The sequence below is a fragment of the Mesorhizobium sp. WSM2561 genome, assembly GCF_000513915.1.
GTDB classification, from domain to species: Bacteria; Pseudomonadota; Alphaproteobacteria; order Rhizobiales; family Rhizobiaceae; genus Mesorhizobium; species Mesorhizobium muleiense.
In genome coordinates, this window is record NZ_KI911324.1 from 29,081 (window position 1) to 45,804 (window position 16,724).

Annotated in this window: 17 protein-coding genes; 11 read left to right on the top strand and 6 right to left on the bottom strand. The window is 63.5% G+C overall.

Features of this window, described 5'->3' with window-relative positions; translation table 11 throughout:
- The first annotated feature begins 2 nt into the window (after positions 1-2).
- The 4 genes from M727_RS0133505 (at position 3) to M727_RS0133520 (ending at position 3,921) form a co-directional block, all read left to right on the top strand.
- Positions 3-1,082: a hemin-degrading factor gene (locus M727_RS0133505; protein ID WP_027156150.1), complete on the top strand. Its 1,080-nt coding sequence runs from the start codon at positions 3-5 to the stop codon at positions 1,080-1,082.
- Between the two features lie 65 nt (positions 1,083-1,147).
- Positions 1,148-1,996, top strand: a complete 849-nt coding sequence (locus M727_RS0133510) for a hemin ABC transporter substrate-binding protein (RefSeq protein ID WP_245269178.1) — start codon at positions 1,148-1,150, stop codon at positions 1,994-1,996.
- Positions 1,997-2,007: 11 nt separating this feature from the next.
- Positions 2,008-3,108: an iron ABC transporter permease gene (locus tag M727_RS0133515; protein ID WP_027156152.1), complete on the top strand. Its 1,101-nt coding sequence runs from the start codon at positions 2,008-2,010 to the stop codon at positions 3,106-3,108.
- A 24-nt stretch (positions 3,109-3,132) separates the two neighbouring features.
- Positions 3,133-3,921: a heme ABC transporter ATP-binding protein gene (locus tag M727_RS0133520; RefSeq protein WP_027156153.1), complete on the top strand. Its 789-nt coding sequence runs from the start codon at positions 3,133-3,135 to the stop codon at positions 3,919-3,921.
- Between the two features lie 219 nt (positions 3,922-4,140).
- Here the strand turns inward: M727_RS0133520 and rirA are convergent, their stop codons facing one another.
- Positions 4,141-4,602 carry an iron-responsive transcriptional regulator RirA gene (rirA, locus tag M727_RS0133525; protein WP_027156154.1) on the bottom strand — a complete coding sequence of 154 codons (462 nt, stop codon included), beginning with the start codon at positions 4,600-4,602 and terminating at the stop codon, positions 4,141-4,143.
- A gap of 198 nt (positions 4,603-4,800) precedes the next feature.
- Between rirA and M727_RS0133530 the strand changes: the two genes are divergently transcribed.
- The 3 genes from M727_RS0133530 to M727_RS0133540 all read left to right on the top strand — a co-directional run bounded on the left by M727_RS0133530 (position 4,801) and on the right by M727_RS0133540 (position 7,339).
- Positions 4,801-6,096, top strand: a complete 1,296-nt coding sequence (locus M727_RS0133530) for a DUF445 domain-containing protein (protein WP_027156155.1) — start codon at positions 4,801-4,803, stop codon at positions 6,094-6,096.
- 96 nt (positions 6,097-6,192) lie between these two features.
- Complete coding sequence (locus M727_RS0133535) at positions 6,193-6,621, top strand: phasin family protein (RefSeq protein WP_027156156.1); 429 nt, start codon at positions 6,193-6,195, stop codon at positions 6,619-6,621.
- A 217-nt stretch (positions 6,622-6,838) separates the two neighbouring features.
- Complete coding sequence (locus M727_RS0133540; protein WP_027156157.1) at positions 6,839-7,339, top strand: MaoC family dehydratase; 501 nt, start codon at positions 6,839-6,841, stop codon at positions 7,337-7,339.
- Positions 7,340-7,381: 42 nt separating this feature from the next.
- Here M727_RS0133540 and M727_RS0133545 read toward each other — a convergent pair whose 3' ends face one another.
- The gene (locus M727_RS0133545; RefSeq protein ID WP_027156158.1) at positions 7,382-8,785 is read right to left on the bottom strand and encodes a PLP-dependent aminotransferase family protein; all 1,404 of its coding nucleotides are present in this window, start codon (positions 8,783-8,785) and stop codon (positions 7,382-7,384) included.
- A gap of 106 nt (positions 8,786-8,891) precedes the next feature.
- Between M727_RS0133545 and M727_RS0133550 the strand changes: the two genes are divergently transcribed.
- Positions 8,892-9,755 carry a DMT family transporter gene (locus M727_RS0133550; RefSeq protein WP_027156159.1) on the top strand — a complete coding sequence of 288 codons (864 nt, stop codon included), beginning with the start codon at positions 8,892-8,894 and terminating at the stop codon, positions 9,753-9,755.
- Positions 9,756-9,970: 215 nt separating this feature from the next.
- On the opposite strand, the gene M727_RS0133555 is transcribed toward M727_RS0133550, so the two are convergent.
- Together M727_RS0133555 and maiA are read right to left on the bottom strand one after the other, a co-directional pair.
- On the bottom strand, positions 9,971-11,011 hold the full coding sequence (locus M727_RS0133555; protein WP_027156160.1) for a zinc-dependent alcohol dehydrogenase family protein: 1,041 nt from the start codon (positions 11,009-11,011) through the stop codon (positions 9,971-9,973).
- Positions 11,012-11,183: 172 nt separating this feature from the next.
- Positions 11,184-11,834, bottom strand: a complete 651-nt coding sequence (gene maiA / locus M727_RS0133560; protein WP_027156161.1) for a maleylacetoacetate isomerase — start codon at positions 11,832-11,834, stop codon at positions 11,184-11,186.
- 157 nt (positions 11,835-11,991) lie between these two features.
- Between maiA and M727_RS0133565 the strand changes: the two genes are divergently transcribed.
- Positions 11,992-12,675: a response regulator transcription factor gene (locus M727_RS0133565; protein ID WP_023803603.1), complete on the top strand. Its 684-nt coding sequence runs from the start codon at positions 11,992-11,994 to the stop codon at positions 12,673-12,675.
- 111 nt (positions 12,676-12,786) lie between these two features.
- On the opposite strand, the gene M727_RS0133570 is transcribed toward M727_RS0133565, so the two are convergent.
- Positions 12,787-14,127: a hybrid sensor histidine kinase/response regulator gene (locus tag M727_RS0133570; RefSeq protein WP_027156162.1), complete on the bottom strand. Its 1,341-nt coding sequence runs from the start codon at positions 14,125-14,127 to the stop codon at positions 12,787-12,789.
- A gap of 8 nt (positions 14,128-14,135) precedes the next feature.
- The gene (locus M727_RS0133575; protein ID WP_245269169.1) at positions 14,136-15,215 is read right to left on the bottom strand and encodes an FIST signal transduction protein; all 1,080 of its coding nucleotides are present in this window, start codon (positions 15,213-15,215) and stop codon (positions 14,136-14,138) included.
- Positions 15,216-15,414: 199 nt separating this feature from the next.
- Here M727_RS0133575 and M727_RS0133580 point away from each other — a divergent pair, with 199 nt between their 5' ends.
- On the top strand, positions 15,415-15,942 hold the full coding sequence (locus tag M727_RS0133580; RefSeq protein WP_245269170.1) for a nuclear transport factor 2 family protein: 528 nt from the start codon (positions 15,415-15,417) through the stop codon (positions 15,940-15,942).
- 264 nt (positions 15,943-16,206) lie between these two features.
- On the top strand, positions 16,207-16,701 hold the full coding sequence (locus M727_RS0133585) for a (2Fe-2S)-binding protein (protein ID WP_027156165.1): 495 nt from the start codon (positions 16,207-16,209) through the stop codon (positions 16,699-16,701).
- The last annotated feature ends 23 nt before the right edge of the window (positions 16,702-16,724 follow it).

The window sequence follows — 16,724 nt, forward strand, 5'->3', positions numbered from 1 at the left end:
ATATGGACCAGCGCGTAAGGCCCGCGCCGCACGAGATCCGGCGGGCGCGGGCAGACAATCCGAAGACGCGCGAGCGCGATCTCGCCGCTCAGCTTGGCATTTCAGAGGCCGAGCTGGTCGCCGCGCATTGCGGCGACGGCGTCCTCCGCGTCGAGCCGCGCGTCAACGATCTTTTGACCGGCCTCGAGGCCGTCGGCGAGGTGATGGCGCTGACGCGCAATGAAAGCGCCGTGCACGAGAAGATCGGCGTCTACGACAAGGTCGTGACCGGCAACCACAATGCCATGGTGCTCGGCGCGAACATCGACCTGCGCATCTTCCCAAAAATCTGGGCGCACGGCTTTGCCGTCGAAAAGCGCGACGGCGGCGATATCAGGCGCAGCCTGCAGTTCTTCGATGCGGCAGGCGAGGCGGTGCACAAGGTGCATCTGAGGCCGGCGTCGAACCTCTATGCCTATCAGAAGCTGATGGCCGAACTGGAATCGCCGAACCAGGAGTCGAGCGTCGCGATTTCAGAGGAAGGGTCGATTTCAGACGGCGGGCCTGAAAGCGAGGCCGAGGCTTCCGCCGCTTCCGCTGACGTCGACGATCTGCGCGACCGCTGGAGCCGTCTGACCGACGTGCATCAGTTCTTCGGCATGCTGAAGACGCTGAAGCTCGACCGCCGTCAGGCGCTGCGCATGGTTGGCCAGGATTACGCCTGGCTGCTCGACCACGATGCCGTCAGCGCCATGTTCCATCATGCCGCCGAGGGCGAGATGCCGATCATGTGCTTTGTCGGCAATCGCGGCTGCATCCAGATCCATTCGGGCCCCATCAAGTCGATCAAGCCGATGGGGCCGTGGATCAACGTGCTGGACGAGACCTTCCACCTGCATCTGCGGACCGACCGCATCCAAGAGGTCTGGGTCGTGCGCAAGCCGACTAAGGATGGCCATGTCACGTCACTCGAAGCCTATGGCGCCGACGGCAAGATGATCATCCAGTTCTTCGGCAAGCGCCACGAAGGCGAAAGCGAGCGCGAGGACTGGCGGTTTCTGGCAGAAAACCTGCCGCGCATTCCAAGCCCGACCGCAGCCTGAGGACAACGACAATGGCTCCTTTGCTTGAACGGGCGCGTGTTTTTAGAATGGCGCTTGGGGCCACGATGTGCCTTTGCGTGGCCTTTGCGCTGCCGGCCCGCGCTGCCGAAGGCACGGAGGTTTTTGCGGACCCGTCGAAGATAGCGGCCATTGGCGGTTCGATCACCGAGATCGTCTTTGCGCTCGGCGAGCAGGACCGGCTGGTCGCTCGCGATTCGACCAGCCGTTATCCCGAGGCGGCGCTCAAGCTGCCTGACGTCGGTTACATGCGCCAGCTGTCGCCGGAAGGTGTACTGTCGGTCAATCCGTCGGGCATCCTGGCGCTGCACGGCAGCGGGCCGAAGGAAACCGTCGACGTGCTGAAGAAGACGAGCATCCCGTTCATCGAGGTGCCCGAGCGCTACGACCACGAAGGTATTCTCGAAAAGATCCGCATCGTCGGCAAGGCGCTTGGCGCCGAGGCCAAGGCCGATGCGCTGGCAGCCGAGATCGATGCCAAGCTGAAGGCGGCCGAAAAGCAGACGTCCGCGATCAAGGACCGCAAGCGCGTCCTGTTCGTGCTGTCGATGCGGGGCGGCAAGATCCTCGCTTCCGGCAGCAACACCGCCGCCGACGGCATCATCAAACTTTCGGGCGGCGTCAACGCGGTCGACGGCTTCTCCGGTTACAAGCAATTGTCGGACGAGGCTGTCATCACCGCCAGGCCCGACGTGATCCTGATGATGAACAATGCCGGTCCCGGCGTATCGGACGAGGAATTGTTTGCGAACCCGTCCATCCGGTCGACACCGGCGGGTGCGGCGCGCAAGGTGGTCCGCATGGATGGCGGCTATCTGCTCGGCTTCGGGCCGCGCACCGCCGACGTCATCCGCGACCTTGCCGCCTCGCTCTACGGCGGGCAGGCCGCGGACTGAGCGGGCGCCCGATGGTGGATCGATCGATTGCTGGTGCGGGCACTATGGCGACAGCATCCGACGGCGACCGCTCGGGGCGCGCGCGCATCGTCATCCTGGCTTTGTGCCTGGGACTTGCCGTTGCCGTCCTGTTGTCGCTGACATCAGGCGCATCCGATGCCTCGGCCGTCAGCGTCGTCGGCGACTGGCTGTTGGGTGCAGCACCCGGCAATGAGGCGCTGAGCGCGCGCGACCGCCTGATCGTCTACGACATCCGCCTGCCGCGCGTCACGCTCGGGGTGCTGATCGGCGCCGCGCTGGCCGTCTCCGGCGCGGTGATGCAAGGGCTGTTCCGCAACCCGCTGGCAGACCCCGGTCTCGTCGGCGTTTCGGCCGGAGCAAGCTTCGGCGCGGTGTCCGTCATCGTACTTGGCGCCACGGTGCTGGCGCCGATAACTTCGATGCTAGGCCCCCTCGCTCTGCCGCTGGCGGCGTTCTGCGGCGGGCTGGCGACGACATTGCTGCTTTATCAGGTGGCCACCCGGCACGGTCAAACCTCGGTCGCCACCATGCTGCTTGCCGGCATCGCGCTGGCGGCCTTTGCCATGGCGCTGACCGGTATCCTGATCTTCGTGGCCGACGACCGGCAGTTGCGCGACCTGACTTTCTGGCAGCTCGGCTCGCTCGCCGGCGCGACCTGGCAAAAAATCGGCTCCGTTGGGCCTGTGATCGTGCTGGCGTTGACGGCGATGCCGTTCCTGGCGCGCGGCCTCAACGCGCTGGCGCTGGGCGAAGCCACCGCCGGCCATCTCGGCATTCCGGTTCAGCGGCTGAAATACACGGCCATCGTCGGCGTCTCGGCGGCGGTCGGGGCGTCTGTCGCCGTCAGCGGCGGTATCGGCTTTGTCGGCATCGTCGTGCCGCATCTGCTGCGCCTGGCCATCGGCCCGGACAATCGTTATCTGCTGCCGGCCTCGGCCCTGCTTGGCGCTTGCCTGCTGCTGCTGGCCGATGCCGTCGCCCGCACCATCGTGGCGCCGGCGGAGCTGCCGATCGGCATCGTCACCGCGATCGCCGGCGCTCCGTTCTTCCTCTGGATCCTGCTGCGCAAGCGTGGCGTCATCGACCTATGAGAGGCGACCTGTGAGAGGGTTTTCATGATCGAAGCGCGGGATGTCTCGGTAGCGATCGGCGGCAAGGGCATCGTCGCCAATGTCGATTTCGACATGCGGCCCGGTGAGATCGCGGCCATCGTCGGTCCCAACGGTTCGGGCAAGACGACCTTCCTGAGGGCGCTGTCCGGCGATCTTGCCTATTCGGGAGAGGTCACCATCAACGGTCGCGACCTGTCGGTGATGAAGCCGGTCGAGGCAGCCATGCTGCGCGCCGTGCTGCCGCAGGCGACGACGCTGTCGTTTCCGTTCACGGTGCGCGAGATCGTCAGGCTTGGCCTGCTCGGCGGGCGCTCGGGCGCGCTGCCCGGCGAGGACGAGCGCCTGCCCGAACGGGCGCTGGCGCGCGTCGATCTCGACGGCTTTGCCGGCCGTTTCTACCAGGAGCTTTCGGGCGGCGAGCAGCAGCGCGTGCAGTTGGCCCGTGTGCTTTGCCAGGTCTGGGCGCCGGTCCTCGACGGCAAACCGCGCTATCTCTTCCTCGACGAGCCGGTTTCCAGCCTCGACATCAAGCACCAATTGATCATCATGAACATCGCCCGCGATTTCGCCAGGCGGGGCGGCGGCGTTGTCGCGATCTTGCACGACCTCAATTTGACGGCGATGTACGCCGACCGGATCTTCGTCATGCACCGCGGCAGGCTTGCCGCCACCGGCTCACCGCAGGACGTGCTGAGTGACGATCTGATCGAAAAAGTGTTCGATTGCCGGCTGAGGGTCGGCGTGCTGCCGGCTGGAGACATGCCGTTCGTCCTGCCGCAGTCAGCGGCGTAAGTTCCAGCTGGCAAGGTCGGCGCCGCCCCTTCTTCCTTCTCCCCTTGTGGGAGAAGGTGGATTGGCGCGCAGCGCCAAGACGGTTGAGGGGTGTTGGACGGAACGCTGTTGGTGCCAAGCTGGAACACCCCTCATCCGACCTCGCTTCGCGAGGCCACCTTCTCCCACAAGGGGAGAAGGGAGAGTTGCCAGCGCTGTTCGGCTATGGCTCGACCCGGATCAGGCGGCCGGCGCCCTTTGCACCAGCATGTCGATGCCGAGCAGGTGGCGCACGTTCGGGCGCGCCGCCACCATGTCGGCGATCGTATAGCGCTCCAGCACGGCGAAGAAGGCGTTGAGCGCCTCGCGCAGCGCCGAATTCAGGGCGCAACTGTCGACCAGCGGACATTCGGCGGCGTCGTTCTCGAAGCATTCGGCCATGGCGAAGCTCTCTTCGGTCACGCGCACGACGTCGAATAGGGTGATCGATTCGGCCGGGCGGCCGAGCCTGACGCCGCCGTTCCTGCCGCGCACCGTCTCGACCAGACCATGCTCGACCAAAGGCTGCAGGATCTTGAAAAGAAAGAGCTCGGACACCGAGTAGGCGGCAGCGATCTCCGGGATGCGGCTCAGCCGGTCGGTATTCGCGGCGCAATACATCAGAATGCGCATGGCGTAGTTGGTCTGGCGTGTCAGCCGCATTTTATCCTCACGAAGCAGTAGCTCAGGCCTAATATGGCCTATACCTTGGAATAATTCCAGACAAGCACCGTATAATAGTTGAATATTTTCATCATGTTTGTGTGGGCGGTCGTGCAAACCACGACCCTGATATGGCGCGCATTCGGATGAGCGGATTACTAAGTTAAGTCCGCGACATCGACCAGGAGCAGTTCATCCATGTCACAATCAGCACCGGCTTTGGCATCCGCCCGGTTCGATGCCGACGCGGAGGCCAAGCTTTCGGCGCTTCGGCGCACAAAATTCGTCGCCACCGCAGCGCTTGCGTTCTGCGTCCTCATATTTGCGGTGGCCAAGTCGTTCGAGGGCCGCTATCCGTGGCTGGGTTTCGTCGCCGCTTTCGCCGAGGCGGCGACGATCGGCGGGCTGGCCGACTGGTATGCGGTGGTGGCGTTGTTCAGACGGCCGCTCGGCCTGCCGATCCCGCACACCGCGATCATCCCGGAGAACCAGAACCGCATCGCCGACAATCTCGGCCGCTTCATCGAGGTCAATTTCCTGGCGCCCGAACCGGTGCGGGAAAAGCTTGCCGAGGTCGATTTTTCCGCACTCGTCGCCGACTGGCTGGCCGACCCCAACCGCGCCGCCGATCTGTCGCATTTCGTCGGCCGGCTGGTGCCGCAGACACTGACGGCGATCGAGCAATCCGGCCTGCGCGGCTTCGTCAGCAGCCGCATGCTGGAGCAGATCGAAAAGGTGCCGCTGGCGCCGCTCGCCGCCGAGTTGCTGTCGGCGCTAACCGATGATCGCCGCCACCAAAGACTGTTCGACGAATTCACCAAGGTCGTCGGCCGCTTCCTGAGCGACGAGGCGGCGCTGGCGACGATGCGCGAGAAGATCCGCGAGGAATTGCCGTCGCTGTTCAACCTGTTTCGCGCCGACGCGTATCTGCTGAAGAAGATCGTCGCCTCAGCCGGTTCGTTGCTCGACGAGGTGCGGGCCGATCCCGACCACCCGATGCGCGCCGAATTCGACCGTTTTGTCCTGAGCTTCGTCGAGCGGCTGAGGACATCCAAGCAATACGCCAAGCGCGCCGAGAAACTGAAGCGCGATTTCCTCGCCCGGCCGGAGCTGAAGGCGCTGGCCGGCGACATGTGGGAAAGCCTCAGTGTGTTCATCGAGCAGGACGCCAAGGCGCCGAATTCGATGATCCGCGCCCATCTCGCTAACATGTTCGTCGAGGTCGGCCGCCATCTTGCCGGCGACGCCCAGATCAGGGCCGACATGAACCAGGGGTTTATCGTTGCGCTGTCGTCCTTCGTCGAAAGCCAGAAGAGCGGGGTCTCGAAATTCATCGCCGATCAGGTCAAGCGCTGGGACCTTGCCCAGCTCACCAGGCTGATCGAGATGAACATCGGCCGGGACCTGCAATATATTCGCTTCAACGGCATGGTCATCGGCGGCCTGGCCGGCGTCGTGCTCCATGCGGTGGAACGGCTGTTCCTCGTCGACTGAGCCGCGATGTATTGCGCCTGCGAATGGACCGCGAAGCTCCAGTGCCCTATTGTTCTCTTCAGCTGCTGCATTCGTAGCAACAGGGGAGACGCCACCATGGCAAAGCGACCGGAATCCGACACCTTCATCGACATGTTCGGCAGGTTCGGCCGCGACCTGAAGCTGCCGAACGTCGATGTCGAGGCGATCCTCAGCCATCATCGCAAGAACCTCGAAGCACTGGAAAAGTCGGCCAGGGCAAGTGCTGCCGGAGCGTCGTCGCTGCTCTCCAGACAACGCGAGATGCTGCAGGACACGCTGCACGAGATCGCCGACATGGCGCAGGACTACAGGGCGCCGGGCGATCCTCGGGAGCTGATGGCCAAGCAAACGGCGTTCGCCAGGAAATCCTTCGAAACCGCATTGAAGAATGCCGGCGAGGTGGCCGAGCTGGCCAGGAAATCCGGCACCGAATCGGTCGAGATCCTGCGCGACCGCATCAAGGAGGCGATGGAGGAAATCCGCAGCGGCTACGACAAGAAATAGGCTGTTCCCCAAGCAGCTGGACTTTTCTCCCGTCATCCCCGCCGAGGCGCACAAAGTTCCTCTTGCCCGATAATCCTGTTGCCAGTGCTGGACGCCGGCACTGGACCCGCCACTGGCGCGATCCTGCCGAGGATATCGCAGCGGAACACACTGAGCGAATTGACAGAGGCGGCCGGTTCGTGGTCCGGAGGCAGGGCAAGCGATCGGGAAAGCAGGAATGACGCAAATACGGCTGAGGCCGCCGCCGACCTACGAACAGCTCAGGACGATGACAGGGCAGGAGCTTGGCGTGTCGGACTGGACGACGGTCGACCAGAGCCGCATCGACCAGTTCGCCGAATGCACCGGCGACCGCCAATGGATCCATGTCGATCCAGAGCGGGCGAAGCGGCAGAGCCCGTTCCGCGCCACGATCGCGCATGGCTATCTGACGCTGTCGATCATCGGCGCGCTGGCGCTCGACATGGGCATCGTGCCCGAAAATACGCAAGCCGTCTTCAACTATGGTTTCGACAAGGTGCGGTTCCTGGCGCCGGTCAGGGCCGGCGCGCGCATCAGGCTGCGCATCACGCTGCTGTCCATGGAGGACAAAGGCCCCGGCCAGTATCTGATGAAGGCCGCCAACATCGTCGAGATCGAAGGTGAGAAGAAGCCGGCGCTGACCGCCGAAACGCTGGTCATGCTCTATGAGCGGCGGCGGAGGCGGGCAGGGCCGTGAGGGGCGAAGCGCCAAGGCCTGGCATTTCCGTGACAGCGAAAATCAACGCGACATCGCCTCTTCAAGCGTCCTGAAAATTCTCTCGTCTGCCGACTGCGCGACGTTGAAGCGCAGGAAACGGCTGGCTGTTTGGGACAGGCTGAACGCATTGCCGGGCGCCAGCACGACATTGGCCGACAAGGCGCGGCGGGCTATTTCCGCTGCATCCACGCCTTCCGGCAGTCTGCACCACAAGAACATGCCGGTCGGCTGGTCGATCCACGGCATGACGCCGATCGCCTTCAGGCGGCTGCTTGTCTCAGCCATCGCGCGGGAAAGCCGCGTGCGCAGCAAATCGACGTGCTTGCGATAGCTGCCGTCCTTCAGCAGCGTCAGCACCAGTTCGCCGGCAAGCCGTCCGCTGCCGAAAGACGTGGCGATCTTGAGATCGGTCAGTCCCTCCATCCAGTCGCGCGGAGCCGCGATGAAGCCGCAGCGCACCGACGCCGAAAGTGTCTTGGAGAAGCTGCCGATATGGACGACCCGACCAAGACCGTCGAACGCCGCCAGCCTGGGCGCGGGGGTGTGTTCGAAGTCGGTAAAGATATCGTCTTCGATGATCGTCAGATCCGATTGGTCGGCGAGCTTGAGCAAGCGGTGGGCGACGACCGGCGACAGAATTGCACCCGTTGGATTGTGAAGCGCGGAATTGGTGATGTAGAGGCGCGGCCGGTGCTCGATCAGCGCCTGCGCAAACAGCTCGATATCCGGTCCCGACGGCGTGTAGGCAACGCCGACCACCTTGGCCCGGTGAGCGCGCAGCAGAGCATGGAAGTTGAAATAGCAGGGGTCGTCCACCAGCACCGTGTCGCCCGGCTCTAGCAGGAACCGGCACAGGAGGTCGATGGCCTGCGTGCCCGATTCCGTCAGCATGATCTGGTCGGGAGAGGCCTCGATGCCGTGCTCTGCCATGCGCCGTGCGAGCAGATGCCGCAGCGGCGGCAGCCCGAGCGGAGTGCCGTAATCGGTCAGGGTGACATCATCGCCGCGGGCCATTGTGCGCAGCGCCCGGCGCAACCCAGCCTCCGGCATCCACGCGGCCGGCAGCCAGCCGCAGCCGGGTTTGAGCACGCCGTCGCCGGCTTCCAGCGACTGGCGCGAAACCCAGAGCGGATCGACGGCACGGTCAAGCCTGGGGCCGATCTCGGCCAGCGACAAGGGAGCCAGCGGTCCGGCGGCATAAAAACCCGAGCCGGGACGCGAGCGGATGATGCCTTCTGCGGCGAGACGCTCATAGGCTTCGACCACTGTGGATTTCGAAACCTGCAGGGTTTTCGCGAAAGCCCGGATCGAAGGCAATCGGGTTCCCGGTGTCAGGCTGCGCGCGGCGATCCTGTGCCTGATCGTCGCCATGACGCTTTCGACAAGCGTCCCGCTGCCCTCGTTTGCCGTCGTCTGCTCGTCCATCCGTACTGCTCAATATACCATGACAGTTTTGTCGAACTGTACCTCATTGTCTCTGGCGGCGCCATAGATCCTGCCCGACAGAGGGCGACAACATCAGGAGCATGCGATGGACAAGACGGCGGGCGGCTGGATCAACGGATTCGTGGGCGTGCTGATTTTCAGCGGATCGCTTCCGGCAACGCGGGTTGCGGTGATGGATTTCGATCCGGCCTTCCTGACCGTCGCCCGCGCTGCCACGGCAGGCATCCTCGGCCTCGCGCTTCTGCTCGTCTTTCGCCAGAAGCGTCCGGAACGGCAGGATCTGTTGTCGCTGGCCATCGTGGCGCTCGGCGTCGTGGTCGGCTTTCCGCTGCTGACCGCGCTGGCGCTCACGCACATCACCTCGGCCCATTCCATCATCTTCATCGGCCTGTTGCCGCTGGCGACCGCGATCTTCGGCGTCATTCGCGGCGGCGATCGCCCCAAACCGGCTTTCTGGCTGTTTTCATGCCTTGGCAGCGCCCTTGTTGCCGGTTTTGCAGTGACCCAAGGTGTCTCGGCCTCGCCGCTTGGCGACATGCTGATGCTGGCGGCAATCATCGTGTGCGGACTGGGCTATGCGGAAGGCGCCACGCTGTCGCGCAAACTTGGCGGCTGGCAGGTGATCTCATGGGCGCTGGTGTTGTCGCTGCCGGTCATGCTGGCGCTGACGCTCATCACCATGCCACCGTCGCTCGAAAACGTCGGCAGGGCCGCCTGGATCGGCCTGGCCTATGTCTCGCTGTTCAGCATGCTGATCGGTTTTGTGTTCTGGTATCGCGGGCTGGCGCAAGGCGGCATCGCCGCGGTCGGGCAGTTGCAGCTTCTGCAGCCTTTCTTCGGCCTCGGGCTGGCGGCAATGCTGCTGCACGAGCAAGTCAGCCCCGCCATGATCGCCGTCACCGCCGCCGTCGTGCTCTGCGTGGTCGGTGCGAAGAAATATTCGCGGTAGGCGCCAGCCCTTCTTCCTTCTCCCCTTGTGGGAGAAGGTGGCCGAGCGAAGCTCGGTCGGATGAGGGGTGCTGGCCGGATCACTCCATTGAAGACGTAAATGCCTAAAATCCTTCGATATTTCACGCCGCGTTTCTTCCAACACCCCTCATCCGTCTCGGCGCTGTGCGGCTCTCCCCCTTCTCCCACAAGGGGAGAAGGGGGAGAGCCGCACGGCTAGAACTTCGTCACCACGCCGATGCCGATGCCTTCGAAGCCGCCCATCGCCATCAAGGCCGCGGGCGCCTCATCGAGGCTGATCCGCTTGCCGACCAGCAGTTCAGGCTTCAGCTTGCCGGTGCGGATCATCTCCATCATCGCCTGGTAGCGGTAGGCCTGCATGCCGTGGCTGCCGCGGATTTCGAGCTCGAAGGCGATCACCTTGTCCATCGGAATTTGCGGCCTGGCGTGATCTCCGAGCATCAGCCCGACCTGGACATGGCGGCCGCGCCGGCGCAGGTTGGCGATCGAGTTGAACGAGGTCGTCGGATGGCCGAGCGCGTCCATCGACATGTGCGCGCCGCCATTGGTGATCTGCTTGACCGCCTTGACCACGTTCGGCGTCCTGGCGGCATTGATCGTCGCCACCGCGCCGATTTTTTTGGCGAAGTCCAGCTTCTCGTCGGTCAGGTCGATGGCGATCACGTTGGCGCCCATGGCGCTGGCGATCATGATCGCCGACAGGCCGACGCCGCCACAGCCATGCACGGCCACCCATTCGCCTGGTGTCACCCGGCCCTGGTCGACAATGGCGCGGAACGAGGTGACGAAGCGGCAGCCGAGACTGGCGGCGGTGGCGAATTCCATCTCGTCCGGCAAGCGGACCAGATTGGTGTCGGCATGGTCGATGGCGACATATTCGGCGAACGAGCCCCAGCCGGTGAAGCCGGGCTGGGTCTGGTGCTCGCAGACCTGATGGTTGCCGGAGCTGCATTCGAAGCAGCGGCCGCAGCCGACGGCGAACGGCACGGTGACGCGCTCGCCGGTCTTCCAGCGGGTCACCTGGCTGCCGGCGGCCACCACGACGCCGGCAAGCTCGTGGCCCGGCACATGCGGCAGGCGGATGCCGTCGTCGTGGCCCATCCAGCCATGCCAGTCGCTGCGGCAGAGCCCGGTCGCCTCGACCTTGATGACAACGCCGCCCGGTGCTGGCTCCGGATCGGCAACAGTCTGGATCGTCGGCACCTCGCCGAATTTTTCGAAGACAACGGCTTTCATCGGCAATTCCTCATTAGGATGTGTTGATATTCAGGTGATGCCGGCCTGCGAACGGCGGTTTCCTGCGCTTCCGGTGCTCACGTACCCAAAAGTACGCTCCGCTCCGGTTCTCGGAAACCACCATTCTCGGCTCGCCCTGACCCGAATCTCAAACACCCTAATCCAACTTGCTCTACTCGGCATCGATCTGGTTCTCGGGTGCGGCCCTTTGGTAGGCCGGCAGCGCCATGCAGGCGGCGTGGATGCGGGCGATCGTCGGGTAGGGCGTCAGGTCGACGCCGAAACGCGCATTGCTGGTGACCTGGGCGGCCAGGCAGATGTCGGCCAACCCCGGCGTTTCGCCATGGCAGAATGTCCCGGTTTCGGCCGAGGAAGTCAGAATCTTTTCAAGCGGCTGGAAACCTTCGTTCACCCAGTGCCGGAACCAGTTGGCGACGTCCTCGTCGCCGGCGCCGAACAGCGTGCGCAGCGACGTCAGCACGCGCAGGTTGTTCACCGGATGGATGTCGCAGGCGATCATCTGCGCCAGCATCCTGACGCGGGCCCGGCCAAGCGCGTCCTGCGGCAAAAGCGGCGGTTCGGGCCTGGTCTCGTCGAGAAATTCGATGATCGCCAGCGACTGCGTCAGCAGCGTGCCGTCGCCCAGGATCAGCGCCGGCACTAGCCCCTGTGGATTGACCGAGAGATAGGCGGGCTCGAGATGCTCGCCGTGGCGCAGATGATGCGGCACATATTGGTAGGTCAGGCCCTTCATCTCCAGCGCGATCCGCACCCGGTAGGAGGTGGAGGAGCGGTAGTAGTTATGCAGGATGAGGTCGCTCATCCCTGCACATTCGGCCGATTTGGACGACCGGGCAAGGCGTGGTGGTCCTGAAATTGCCATCTCCGCCCTTCAGCCAGGGATGGCGATGTACTATTTGCCAATAATCTGGCCATGGTCACTGGGCTATTCTATCCTGCCCTGAACTGAAACGAACGCCATGACCGCAGTCAACGATCGCGCCCGGTTTCTGATCATCGACGACCACCCGCTGTTTCGCGAGGCGCTGCACAGCGCTGTGCAGATGGCCTATCCGGACGTCGACACTGTCGAGGCGCGTTCGATCACCGAGGCGTTCGAGCTTCTGGCGGACGCCAAGCCATTCGATCTCGCGCTGCTCGACCTCAGCATGCCTGATGTGCACGGCTTCGACGGGCTGCTGCAGCTTCGGACCCGCTATCCGCGCCTGCCGGTGGTCATCGTTTCGGGGCATGAGGAGCCAAAAATCATTTCCGAGGCGCTGTCCTATGGTGCTGCCGGCTTCATCCCGAAATCGGCGCGCAAGAGCGATCTGGCCGCCGCCATCCGCTCGGTGATGGAAGGCGCGATCTACGTGCCCGAAACCTATGAGGGCCAGCCGCCGGACGCCGACAGCACCGACCGCGCCGAGATGGTGCAGCGGCTTGCCAAACTGACGCCGCAGCAATTGCGGGTGCTGCAGATGCTGCGCCAGGGCCTGCTCAACAAGCAGATCGCCTACGAGCTGCAGGTCGGCGAAACCACTGTCAAGGCGCATGTCTCCGAGATCCTGCGCAAGCTCAATGTCTACAGCCGGACGCAAGCCGTCATCGAGGTTTCGAAGCTCGACAGCGCCGAGCTGTTTCGCGGCCAGGCGGGGTTTTAGGCGCACCCGTTAGGGTGAATAAACCGTCACCGAGAACTTACCTTTTCCGAAATCACGGTGACAGTGCACCATTTTCTTGTGGCTCGCGGTCTTCTGCCAACGTCTTTGGGATCAAGCCAAGAGATGCGCCAGCAGGGCGCGCAGCTGCGCCGGTTTCAGCGGCTTGCGCATCAGCTCGATGCCGGCGGCGCGGGCGGCTTTGGCGACGGTCTCCGAACCGTCGGCGGTGACGATCAGCGCCGGCACGGCGCGGGCGAGATAATCGCGGACCTCGGCGATGGTCGTGGTGCCGAGGTCGCCGCCGTCGAGATGCTGGTCGGCGATGACGATGTCCGGCACCCAGTCCGTATCGCCGAGCATCTCGAGCGCAGCATCGGTCGAGGTGGCGGGGCGCACCAGGCATTGCCAGCGCTCGAGCAGGGATGTCATCGCCTGCAGCACCTCGACGTCGTTCTCGACCAGCAGCACCTTTGTGCCGAACAGACCGTAGCCGCGCGGCCGCTCCATGTCGGCGCTGCTGGCAATGGCATCGACACTGGCGCCGATCCCGACCGGAACGTCGATGTGGAAGATCGTTCCGTGTCCGACTTTCGACGAGAACGTCACGGGATGGCCGAGTGCGGCGGCGATGCGGCGCACGATGGCCAGGCCCAGTCCCAGCCCACCGCCGGCTAGCCCGGCATCGGTCGGGAAAGTGCCGCGGTGGAACTCCTCGAACACCGCCTCGCGCTGGTCGTCGGGGATGCCGCAGCCGGTATCGGCGACATCGATGCGGATCGTGTCGCCGCGATGCCTGGTGCCGACCAGCACGCCGCCGGAGCGGGTGTAGCGCAGCGCGTTGGAAAGGATGTTCTGCAGGATGCGGCGCAGCAAGGTGCGGTCCGAACGCACGACGGCGTTGACCGGCCGGAATTTTAGCGTCAGGCCCTTCAATTCGGCGACCGGCAGGAAATCCGAGCGCAGCGACGAAAACAGCACCTCCAGGCTGACGTCGCCGATATCGGGCTGCACGACGCCGGCATCGAGCTTGGAGATGTCGAGCAGGGTGCGGAGCAGATCCTCCATCGTCTCCAGCGACCGCTCGACCTGCCGGACCAGTTTTTTGCCTTCGTCGCTGGTCTGCACTTCGGCCAGCGCCGAGACGGAGAGATGCGCGGCGTTCAGCGGTTGCAACACGTCGTGGCTGGCGGCTGCCAGGAACCTGGTCTTGGACAGGTTCGCCAGTTCGGCGTTTTCCTTGGCCGCGCTCAAATCGATGTTGGATTGTTCCAATCTGCGCAGTGTCGAGTGCAGTTCCTCGGTGCGCGTACGCACTCGATTCTCGAGCGAAATCGCGGTCTGGAACAGCGAGAACGCGTTGCCTTGCTGGTCCATCGAGCGCTCGACGCGGCTGACAAGGGCTGCGTTGATCTTCTTCAGCTTCTCCAGGTCGTTGATGTCCCTGAGCGGCATGAAACCTCCTACTCCGCCGCCTGCCGCTCTCCGAAGGCGATGCCGGTGAACGTCTGGTTCAGATGCATCGACCGGTACTGCTCGCCATAGGTGCCGAAGCCGATGACGTTGTTGACCTTGTAAAGTTCCGACATCTCCCGAAAGACCTGGCGGTTGCGCGCATCGAGCCTGCGCAGCACGCAGTCAAAGGCGAGGATCATGTCGATGCCGCCAAGCCTTTCCTCGACATCCCTGAAGGCGGCACGCGTCGATTCAACCATGTTCTTGGGTCGGGCGATGGACAGGACGACGCCATCGTCGATGGCGCAGAAGAACGACAGCGAGCCGTCCGCGTGCATCTTCTGGATCGAGCGGCAGTAAAACTCGCCGCCGACTTTCACCACCACCGGGTGCGAAGCGAAACTCAGCGGCGTCAGCATCTGCGGGATGACGCCGACCGAGGCGGCATATTCCTCGGCGGCATTGGTGGCGTTGAATTCGCGCACGGTGCGGTGATCGGGATCGGACGCGGTCACCACCAGCTTCTCGTCGGTGGGGACGAAATTGTCGGTCTTGAACACGTGGAAAGGAATTTCCGTGGTGATCAGCACGATGATGGCGCAGTCGCAGGCAACCTTGCCGTTCGAGATCAGCCGCGTCGTCTCGAACTTCAAATCATCGCCTGCCGACCCGCCGATCAATGGAATATCGTCGAGTCCCCAATGGATGGCGGAGGTGACCGCTTCCTCGGCATAGGACAGCCCGTCGATGAGGCAGAGCGCGAAAGTGGTGTCGGCTCCCTCGTGCCCGACGCGGCCGCGTAACGAACGCCTCAGCGACTCGACTTCGCCGGTGATCCCGTCCATGCCCGATGACGACAGATTTTCGACCATGGTGCTGGCTGCCGAAAAAGATGCGGAGGGAAGCAGCATGGCCATGACCTGGCCGTCCTCCAGGCCTTTGGGCGTAATCTCGCCGGCCGTCGAGCAGCCGGCATAGCGGAGCGCCGGCGCGTGGTTGTTCAGCGCTTCCGAAAGGGCGACGGCCCCAAGCAGGCTTTGCGAGAAAAACAGCAGGGCAAATCCAGCGTCGATGGCCGCGGCTTCCACTGCCACCGCCCGCGCGAACGCATCCGCGTCGGGTTCGTCGGTGGTGAGAACCGATAGGCCGCATGCATAGCGCGTCCGTGAACTGGCCAGCGGCTTCCTCCTCTATTTCCTCCGACGCTCTTTTTGTGCGCGGCTGTTTTTTTGTGCTCCTGTCGCGCCGGCGTCGAAGCCATTGTTGTCTTCAAGTGCTACTTTGGCAATGAGCCAACTTGACGGAATTGAATTTTCTGCTGTTTTTGACAGCATCGGCGCTCAGAAACGTCAGATCCAAAACCACAGCGGAAGGGAGTTATCCACGGACGCCCAGGTCAGGAAGCTATTCGAACGCTACGAGCGGCTTTTCCGGAAATCCCTCGCCGGTGATGCCGACATGGACGAAGTCACGTCGGTCTATGCTTCCGCCTTCATTGCGGCGTCGCCTGCCGGCGTCATGATCGGGAAGAACGACGACCAGCTCAAGCAGGCTATGGAACAAGGCTATGCTCGCTATCGAGCGATCGGCACCAAGGAGATGCGAATACGCGATGTTCGCATTTCGCCGATAGACGAGCATCATTGCGTTGCCCACGTCGCCTGGACGTCGATCTTTGCGCGCAAAGGCCAAACCGACGTCACGATCGATTTCGACGTCCACTATCTCGTGCAGAAGCTTGGTGGGGAGCCCAAAATATTCGGCTGGGTGTCAGGCGATGAGCAGGAGGTTCTCAGAAAACACGGCATCGGCTGAAATCGGCCTGGCCAGCCCCATTGCCGCTCATGGCCGGAAGGCGGCATCGCATGGCGATCGAGGCTTCGCTTCGTTGCGCCGTTTGCCTGTCTTTGCGTGACCGAAAGTACAATAGGCGGATTTTCGGCCGAACTGCATTCTCGCAATCTCGGCATTCCGCGGCACTATTTCCCGTGCTCTAAGCGGTATAAGAATAGCGGACAGATGGAGGGCTCGGGCACCACCGACGCCAAAAACGACCAAGGTAGCACCCAGGGAGGTTTCATGTCGGAGATATCATTGACGGTGAACGGAAAGCGGGTCAGCGGCGCTGCCGAAGACCGTACGCTTCTGGTTCATTTCTTGAGGGAGAATCTCGGCCTGACCGGGACGCATGTCGGCTGCGACACCTCGCAATGCGGCGCCTGTGTGATCCATGTCGACGGCAAGGCGGTAAAATCCTGCACGATGCTTGCGGTGCAAGCCTCCGGGTCCAGCGTTGTGACCATCGAAGGTCTGGGGGACGGCGCCGACCTGCATCCGATGCAGGCGGCGTTCAAGGAGCATCACGGCCTGCAATGCGGTTTCTGCACGCCGGGCATGATCATGGCGGCGACCGACATGGTCAACCGCCATCCCCAAGGCCTCGACGAGGCCACGGTGCGGGCCGAGCTCGAAGGCAATATCTGCCGCTGCACCGGCTACCACAACATCGTGAAGGCGATCCTCGCCGCATCGGAGACGATGTCTTCGAAGGGCAAGGCCAGGCAAGCGGCATGAGGGCAGTAAGGGAGTAGGGCAGT

What these genes read in the sequence shown, in the direction of transcription:
- M727_RS0133570 (WP_027156162.1), bottom strand. Translation starts at nt 14,127, where the DNA reads ATGCCGCTCAGGGACATCAACGACCTGGAGAAGCTGAAGAAGATCAAC.
- M727_RS0133585 (WP_027156165.1), top strand. Translation starts at nt 16,207, where the DNA reads ATGTCGGAGATATCATTGACGGTGAACGGAAAGCGGGTCAGCGGCGCT.
- M727_RS0133555 (WP_027156160.1), bottom strand. Translation starts at nt 11,011, where the DNA reads ATGAAAGCCGTTGTCTTCGAAAAATTCGGCGAGGTGCCGACGATCCAG.
- M727_RS0133550 (WP_027156159.1), top strand. Translation starts at nt 8,892, where the DNA reads ATGGACAAGACGGCGGGCGGCTGGATCAACGGATTCGTGGGCGTGCTG.
- M727_RS0133505 (WP_027156150.1), top strand. Translation starts at nt 3, where the DNA reads ATGGACCAGCGCGTAAGGCCCGCGCCGCACGAGATCCGGCGGGCGCGG.
- M727_RS0133540 (WP_027156157.1), top strand. Translation starts at nt 6,839, where the DNA reads ATGACGCAAATACGGCTGAGGCCGCCGCCGACCTACGAACAGCTCAGG.
- M727_RS0133545 (WP_027156158.1), bottom strand. Translation starts at nt 8,785, where the DNA reads ATGGACGAGCAGACGACGGCAAACGAGGGCAGCGGGACGCTTGTCGAA.
- M727_RS0133580 (WP_245269170.1), top strand. Translation starts at nt 15,415, where the DNA reads ATGAGCCAACTTGACGGAATTGAATTTTCTGCTGTTTTTGACAGCATC.
- M727_RS0133565 (WP_023803603.1), top strand. Translation starts at nt 11,992, where the DNA reads ATGACCGCAGTCAACGATCGCGCCCGGTTTCTGATCATCGACGACCAC.
- M727_RS0133515 (WP_027156152.1), top strand. Translation starts at nt 2,008, where the DNA reads ATGGTGGATCGATCGATTGCTGGTGCGGGCACTATGGCGACAGCATCC.
- M727_RS0133510 (WP_245269178.1), top strand. Translation starts at nt 1,148, where the DNA reads ATGTGCCTTTGCGTGGCCTTTGCGCTGCCGGCCCGCGCTGCCGAAGGC.
- M727_RS0133535 (WP_027156156.1), top strand. Translation starts at nt 6,193, where the DNA reads ATGGCAAAGCGACCGGAATCCGACACCTTCATCGACATGTTCGGCAGG.
- maiA (WP_027156161.1), bottom strand. Translation starts at nt 11,834, where the DNA reads ATGAGCGACCTCATCCTGCATAACTACTACCGCTCCTCCACCTCCTAC.
- rirA (WP_027156154.1), bottom strand. Translation starts at nt 4,602, where the DNA reads ATGCGGCTGACACGCCAGACCAACTACGCCATGCGCATTCTGATGTAT.
- M727_RS0133530 (WP_027156155.1), top strand. Translation starts at nt 4,801, where the DNA reads ATGTCACAATCAGCACCGGCTTTGGCATCCGCCCGGTTCGATGCCGAC.
- M727_RS0133520 (WP_027156153.1), top strand. Translation starts at nt 3,133, where the DNA reads ATGATCGAAGCGCGGGATGTCTCGGTAGCGATCGGCGGCAAGGGCATC.